The 6,343-nt window shown below is 68.2% G+C and carries 6 protein-coding genes and 2 pseudogenes; 6 read left to right on the top strand and 2 right to left on the bottom strand.

What is annotated here, in order from left to right:
- Nucleotides 1-506: 506 nt before the first annotated feature.
- From IE278_RS41495 to IE278_RS41475, 5 genes and pseudogenes are all read left to right on the top strand, one after another.
- Complete coding sequence (locus IE278_RS41495) at nucleotides 507-950, top strand: peptidoglycan-binding domain-containing protein (RefSeq protein ID WP_189780207.1); 444 nt, start codon at nucleotides 507-509, stop codon at nucleotides 948-950.
- 88 nt (nucleotides 951-1,038) lie between these two features.
- Nucleotides 1,039-1,320, top strand: coding sequence for a hypothetical protein (locus IE278_RS41490; protein WP_189780206.1), 282 nt, complete (start codon nucleotides 1,039-1,041; stop codon nucleotides 1,318-1,320).
- Between the two features lie 180 nt (nucleotides 1,321-1,500).
- Nucleotides 1,501-1,685, top strand: a pseudogene (locus tag IE278_RS41485) (bifunctional metallophosphatase/5'-nucleotidase); the annotation flags it as partial.
- Nucleotides 1,686-1,852: 167 nt separating this feature from the next.
- Nucleotides 1,853-2,524 (top strand): hypothetical protein, encoded by a 672-nt coding sequence (locus tag IE278_RS41480; protein ID WP_246571824.1) that lies wholly within the window; start codon nucleotides 1,853-1,855, stop codon nucleotides 2,522-2,524.
- Between the two features lie 40 nt (nucleotides 2,525-2,564).
- The gene (locus IE278_RS41475) at nucleotides 2,565-2,906 is read left to right on the top strand and encodes a hypothetical protein (protein ID WP_189780205.1); all 342 of its coding nucleotides are present in this window, start codon (nucleotides 2,565-2,567) and stop codon (nucleotides 2,904-2,906) included.
- 189 nt (nucleotides 2,907-3,095) lie between these two features.
- Here IE278_RS41475 and IE278_RS41470 read toward each other — a convergent pair whose 3' ends face one another.
- The gene (locus IE278_RS41470) at nucleotides 3,096-3,314 is read right to left on the bottom strand and encodes a hypothetical protein (RefSeq protein ID WP_189780204.1); all 219 of its coding nucleotides are present in this window, start codon (nucleotides 3,312-3,314) and stop codon (nucleotides 3,096-3,098) included.
- Between the two features lie 27 nt (nucleotides 3,315-3,341).
- A pseudogene (locus IE278_RS41465) lies at nucleotides 3,342-4,028 on the bottom strand (transposase).
- A gap of 429 nt (nucleotides 4,029-4,457) precedes the next feature.
- On the opposite strand from IE278_RS41465, the gene IE278_RS41460 reads away from it, so the two are divergent.
- Nucleotides 4,458-6,343 (top strand): MMPL family transporter (locus IE278_RS41460; RefSeq protein ID WP_189780203.1); only part of this gene is annotated, 1,886 nt, incomplete at its 3' end.

Here is a 6,343-nt window from a genome sequence, read left to right as displayed (position 1 = left end):
GGTGTCAGTCACTTGATGTCTCTTCCATGATCATCAATTACACCGGTGAGCGTACAGACCCGTCAACTGCCCCGCGGGCCCGCATGGTCAGGGAGGAGTACCGCTCTTGGCCCATGTAGGGGTCGAGGTGCAGCGTGAGAGACGTTGTGGCGCTGGTCAGGGAGGCGATACCGAAGGGGTGCGCGCACAGACTCGGGGAGGTGTCCAGTTGCTCGAGGACGAAACTCTCCAGCCCTGCCTGCGCCCGCGAGGCCGCGGGCGCCTGTGCCCGTCGTACGCGGCTGACACCGGCCATGGCGGGTCGCGCATGACCTCACTTGCAGGGCGACCCTCGCCTGATGCGGCGTCAACTTGAGACGTGGCACGACTGACAAAGTTCCCTGCACGGACGACAAAGTCCGCAGCCCACGACGACCCTAAGGTTCGTGGGCGAGGTCAGAAAAGGTAGCTGTTCAGCAGGCGTGGCACGCATAGATCAGGCTCCATGTTGAAAGGAACCAGTAGGCATGCGCAAGCCAGGTAAAAGCAAGGCACTTCTCGCGACAGGGGCCATGATGGCGGCACTGTTCGGAGGAGTGATCACCGCTGCCCCCGCCCACGCAGCAGACCCGGTGTGCAACGGATCCGACACAAATACAGACACGCAGGGCATGAAATGGGTGTTGCCGGTCCACGTCACCGCGCCCTTCACATCCAACTGCTACCTGCAGTACGGGAACAGCGGCCCCGGGGTCAGAGCCCTGCAGAAGAACATGAACAGCTGCTACGGCAAGAGTCTCGTACTTGACAGCAGCTTCGGGCAGGCCACCGAGGATGCTCTGGAGGACGTTCAGGGCAGGATCGGCGCGAGGATAGACGGCGAGTACGGCCGCGAGACCATGCTCAAGATGAAGTGGGCCCGCTACCACCCCGAAACCGGCGCGCGGGTCGACTGTAAATATCTGCCATGACCCAGGCTTGTCCTGTCGTCTTTGCGCGGGCCAACCCCGGTCATTCGTAGGATCGGTGAGCCCGAGGGCTCCGGGTATGGCAGTGAGTGTGTCGCCATTTGATGGGGCCGGGTCGTACGGTGCCGAAGGCCCGCTCGTGCTGCACGGGCCCGAGGACCTCCTGGCGCTCGACTACGTGATCGAGTACGGCGACTGGCGCCTGCACGCCGTCCTGGAGAGCCACGACCTGATGCCTCCGAAGGATTTTGCGGCGGTCCCGGCCCCGGTCATGGCACGCAGCGCCCCGCTGTGTGCCATGACGCGGACCGGGACACGGGAGGACCTCGCCGCGAGCCCGGCGGCGTGCGGAGCACCCGAAAGCTCTCCGTAAAACCTCTGCGAAGCCACTGCGAGCAGAGGGCTCAGTGCACCAGGCCCTCCACCGGGGCGCGTGTATGAGATCAACGGAGGTTCTGACCCGTCGCAGTGAAGGTTGAGCGATGTTGCGCTGGGCTTTGACGCCCTATTTGGTTTCGCTCGGCTGCTCGGCAGAGCGGGAGCGTCGATGGGCTACCGCGTCGCGATGAACGAGTTCCTCGCGGGCGGCGGCGTCGGCTTCGCGGCCCTCGGCTAGGGCACGAACAAGCTGGTCGGCGCTTCGACCTGGACTTTTCCAACGCCTACCTGGCGGCCCACTCCACGGCCGCCCCACCGCTGACTCCGCCGGCGACGGGCCGGATCCCGATCATCCAGTAACTCCCCCTGGACGAAGGGGCGGTGGGCCTGCGGGCTTGCCGCCCTTTTCTCATCGGCTCCCGCACGGGTCGGCCGATCTGATCCTGCCGACGGGCCAGATCCAGCCCATAGGGTAGGCAGCTGATAGCTGGACGCGCCCCCTTATCAGCCCTTGAGGAGCCCGCCGAGTGAGCAAGGTACTGAGTATGAACAGCGTCGGGGGAAGGGGCCAGGACCCGGGGAAGGTCAGGGATTCGATCGACTTCACCGACGGTTCGGGGCCGGCCCGCGTGGTCGCGTACCCGGAGCGCGAGCTGCCGCCGGGCGGCATACCCGCCTATCTCGCGGCCCGCAAGCGCGGCGCCCGCGCCTTCGTATTGTGGGCCGACGCGCACCGCCGGGAGCGGGTGGCCACGGTGGTGACCCAGTCCGCCGCCGGCGGTGTCGCCAGCTTCCAGGTCCTCGGCGCGCACGGCGAGCACATCGGCACGATCGTGCGCGAGAAGACGTTCCGAGGCAGGGGCCTTCGTACGCGCTGGACCGTGACCCCACCAGGCGGCCCCGATGCGGTGGGCTACAAGGGCCGGATCGTGTGGTGGTTCGTGTGGTGGCTGTGTCTGCCCCTGATGGTGCTGATCGTCCTCGTCTCCGTCTTCGACAGCTCCCCGGGCGTGGGCGGTGCCGCGCGCGGCCCCCGGCGCATCCGATGGCGTGCGGGCGGCAGGATGCCCCTGGAGTTCAGGTCCGGCGGCGACAAGCTGCATCTGCACGAACCGGACCTGGACTGGCGGCTCGGGGCCGCGCTGGTCGCCCTGGTGCGCAGCTTCAGTGCCGTCAGGTGGGACGCCATGAAGAAGTGAAGGATGGTGTTCCGGGGCCGCGCACAGTAGAACTGGTCCCATGTCCGACCAGCAGCCTCCCTCCCACTGGCCCCGGCCGCCCGGCGTGTACGCGCCACCGCAGGCCCGTGAGGTCACCGCTTCCTACCGGCGGTGGGCGGGCGTTCTCACCTGGACCGCCGTCGTCGTCGCCGCCCTCATGGCGGTCGCGCTCGTGGTGAGCATCGTCTTCCTCGTATGGGCGGACCAGGACACGCGGAACGCCGCCTACGGCTACCTCGCGCTCGTTCTCTGGGTCGGGATCGCCGCAGGGGTCCCGGTCCTGATCGCGGTCGCGGTCCCCGCCCGAGACATGAGGCGTCGGGTGCGGCAGCACAGCCGGGAGGGGAACGCGCCTTCGTAGGACGCCGCAGGGTGTGCAGGCCGGGGCCGGTGCTCCCGGACCTCCCGGTCAGACGGCGGTTCGCGTGACCGCGGTTCGGCGCCCTCCCACCACAGAGCCTTCTCCCGCGCGTGCTCCGGAAGCGCCTCCGGCAGCGACACCGGCGGCAGCGGCAACTGCACGGAACTGCCCATCACCTCGAAGTTCTCATCACCCAGCAGCACGGTCAGCGGGACGTCCCGCGGCGAGTCGCTTCCCTAGTTGGAGACTCAGACCACTCGCGATGTTGATGCCGCCCTGCAACAGAAGGAGGTGCTGGCCGAGCGGGATCGTCTGGATGCGCTGGAAGGCACAGGAGCCCAGCGCACGATCGTCCTCGGCGATCCCGCCGATGGCGAACATCAGATCCTCTCCATCCTGCTCAGCCACGGTGACCTCCGCTCGGGACGTTCAGCGTTACCGCTCTAGCGTGAGGACAGTCTTGGTGATTGACGTCATGCGGTTGGGGCTGCACATCGGGACTTGCGAAAGATCCGCCAGGACTTGAGCCTCGCGACACCTCGTTGGACGGGCGCTCGCGCTGCGGCCAGCGCCTGGTTGCGGACTTTTCCGTGGGGTGAGTTCCTGCAGGGGCCTGCGATCGATGCCGGTGGTCAGGCACGGGCCGGCGCCCTGGTAGGCGAGATCGGCCGGGATGGGGACGCCCTCGCGCTCAAAGATCCGGATGATCCGGTGGGTGCGGGCAGCGGTCAGGTCGTGGGTGTGGCCTGGTTGGGCGGGGCAGAGCCACAGCGGCTGGCCGCCGGGTTCGGTGACGACCTGCACGTTCACACCGTGGCGCCGGTGTTTGTGGGAGTAGTCGGCGCGGCCGTCGCCGCCCCGGTCGCACTCGGCGAAGGTGCCGTCCAGCAGGACGAACCGGAGTTCGTGCTCGCGCGGCAGTTTCAGCAGACCCGGTGCACGTTCGGCGAGCAGGGCGACAACCGCGCTGGTGTAGGCGTGGGCCGTGGACTCGCTGATCCCGAACCCGGCAGCGATCTTCGCGAGTGTGGTGTGCTCGCGCAGGTACACCAGTGCCACCATCGCGCGCTGAGACGGACGGAGCTTGCAGCGTCGCTCGCCCTCACAGGTGACGATCAGCATTCCGGTCCGGGAACACTCCGCCGCCAAGCCCTTAACCAGCGATGACCGCAGTTCTCAATCAGCAGCCGGAGCGTAGGTGCTGCTTCCTTGGGAACGGAGCGACGAGGATGACGGAACGTCATGAGCGGGTCTGGGTGGGCATCGACGCCGGCAAGGACCATCACTGGGCCATGCTCAGCACACCCGGCCACCGCAGTCGGAGCGGATCCTGAGACTCTGCGTCGGCGTCGGGCGAAGCTCGTAGCTGCGCCCCGCAGCACGGTAAGCGCTCACAAGCAGCGTGGCTTCCTCGCCTGCTTTCGTGCCGCTCGGCAGGTGCCTACTACGTTCTCAGTAGCGGTAACTGCCAACAGGCGTACGACGACAGGATGGCCCGCATCCGGAGAGGCTGGGCGGACCGACCAGCATCTACCGGGGGGACCTCCTGTCGTGGCCGTATTCCTTCACCAAGTGGGCCGTCTGGCCTTTCGACGACGCTGGTACGTCACTCTGATCTGGGCGGCCGTCCTGGCGCTGACCGGACTTGGTGCACTCAAGGCTCCGGCGGCGTCCGACAAAGGGCTCTCCATGCCAGGTATCGAGTCCCAGAAGGCGTTCGATCTGATGGAACGGAGTTTCCCCGGTGCCGCTGCCGACGGTGCGACCGCCCGGATCGTCTTCGTCGCGCAGCCCGGCGAGCAGATCACCGATCCTGGGAACAGACAGGCCGTCGAGAAGACCATGGCCTCCCTCGCCGGCGGCACGCAGGTCGCGAGCGTCTCCGATCCGTTCCAGTCGAAGACGCTGAGCAAGTACGGCCGGACCGCGTATGCGACCGTCACCTACGAGGTCGGGGCCAAGGAACTCACCGATGCCAGCAGGAACCGGCTGGAGGAGGCCGTTCACGATGCCCGGGACGGCGGGCTGACCGTCGAGGCCGGAGGAAAGGTCCTGGACGCGGGCGGTGGGCCGGGCGGTGCGGCCGAGCTGATCGGTGTCATGCTGGCCGCCGTCGTCCTGCTGGCCACCTTCGGCTCGCTCGCTGCGGCCGGGCTGCCGCTGCTGACTGCCCTGATCGGGGTCGGGGTCAGCCTGGCCGTGATCCTGGCCCTGGCCCATGCGCTGGACCTGTCCGCGACGACGAGTGTCCTGGCGATGATGCTGGGTCTCGCGGTCGGCATCGACTACGCCCTGTTCGTGGTCTCCCGTTACCGCGAGGAGCGAGCCCGGGGCCGTACGCCCGAGGAGGCGGTGGGGTTCGCGGCCGGCACGGCCGGGTCCGCGGTGGTGTTCGCCGGGTCGACCGTGGTCATCGCGCTGGCCGGACTCGCGGTGGTCGGTGTCCCGATGCTCACCAAGATGGGGCTGGCCGCGGCCGGCGCGGTCACCGTCGCCGTGCTGATCGCCCTGACACTGGTCCCGGCGCTGCTCGGCTTCTGGCCCAACGCCGTGCTCACCCGGCGGGACCGCAAGGGCGGACGGATCGGAGAGCAGGGCACCCGGAACAACTGGGGCACCCGCTGGGCGCGCTTCGTGCTGCGGCGTCCGCTGCCCGTACTGTTGCTGGGTGTGACGGGGTTGGGTGCTCTCGTCCTGCCGGCCATGGACCTGCGGCTCGGCAATCCCGGGGACGAAGCCAAACCGGCCTCCACCACCGAGCGCCGGGCGTACGATGCGCTGGCCGAAGCCTTCGGGCCCGGCTTCAACGGACCTCTGACCATCGTCGTGGACGCCCGGAACTCCACCGGCGCGAAAAGCGCCGTCCGGTCCGTCGCACAGCGGATCGGTGACACCAAGGGGGTCGTCTCCGTCTCTTCGCCCCGCTTCGACGCGACGGGGGACACGGCCGTCTTCCAGGCCGTGCCGTCCACGGCGCCGACCGACGAGAAGACCAAGAGCTTGGTCGCGTCCATCCGGGACGACCGGCCCACGATCGAGTCCCGGACCGGGGCGACCTTCGCCGTCACGGGCACCACCGCCCTCGACATCGACGTCGCCAAGAAAGTGCGGTCGGCCCTGGTCCCCTACCTGATTGTCGTTCTGGGCCTCGCGGTCGTACTGCTGCTGCTCGTCTTCCGGTCCCTGCTCGTCCCGCTGAAGGCGGCACTCGGATACCTGCTGTCGGTCCTGGCCTCCCTGGGTGCGGTCGTCCTGGTCTTCCAGCAGGGCCACGGCGCCGACCTCATGGGGGTGGAGCAGACCGGCCCGATCATGAGCCTGATGCCGATCTTCCTGGTGGGTATCGTCTTCGGCCTGGCCATGGACTACGAGGTCTTCCTGGTCTCCCGGATGCGCGAGGCGTACGTCCACGGGGAGTCGCCCGCCCAGGCGGTGAC

This window comes from Streptomyces tauricus (assembly GCF_014650955.1).
Taxonomy (GTDB): Bacteria; Actinomycetota; Actinomycetes; order Streptomycetales; family Streptomycetaceae; genus Streptomyces; species Streptomyces tauricus.
The sequence above is the reverse complement of the archived record's forward strand: the minus strand, read 5'-3'. Positions and strand labels throughout refer to the sequence as shown.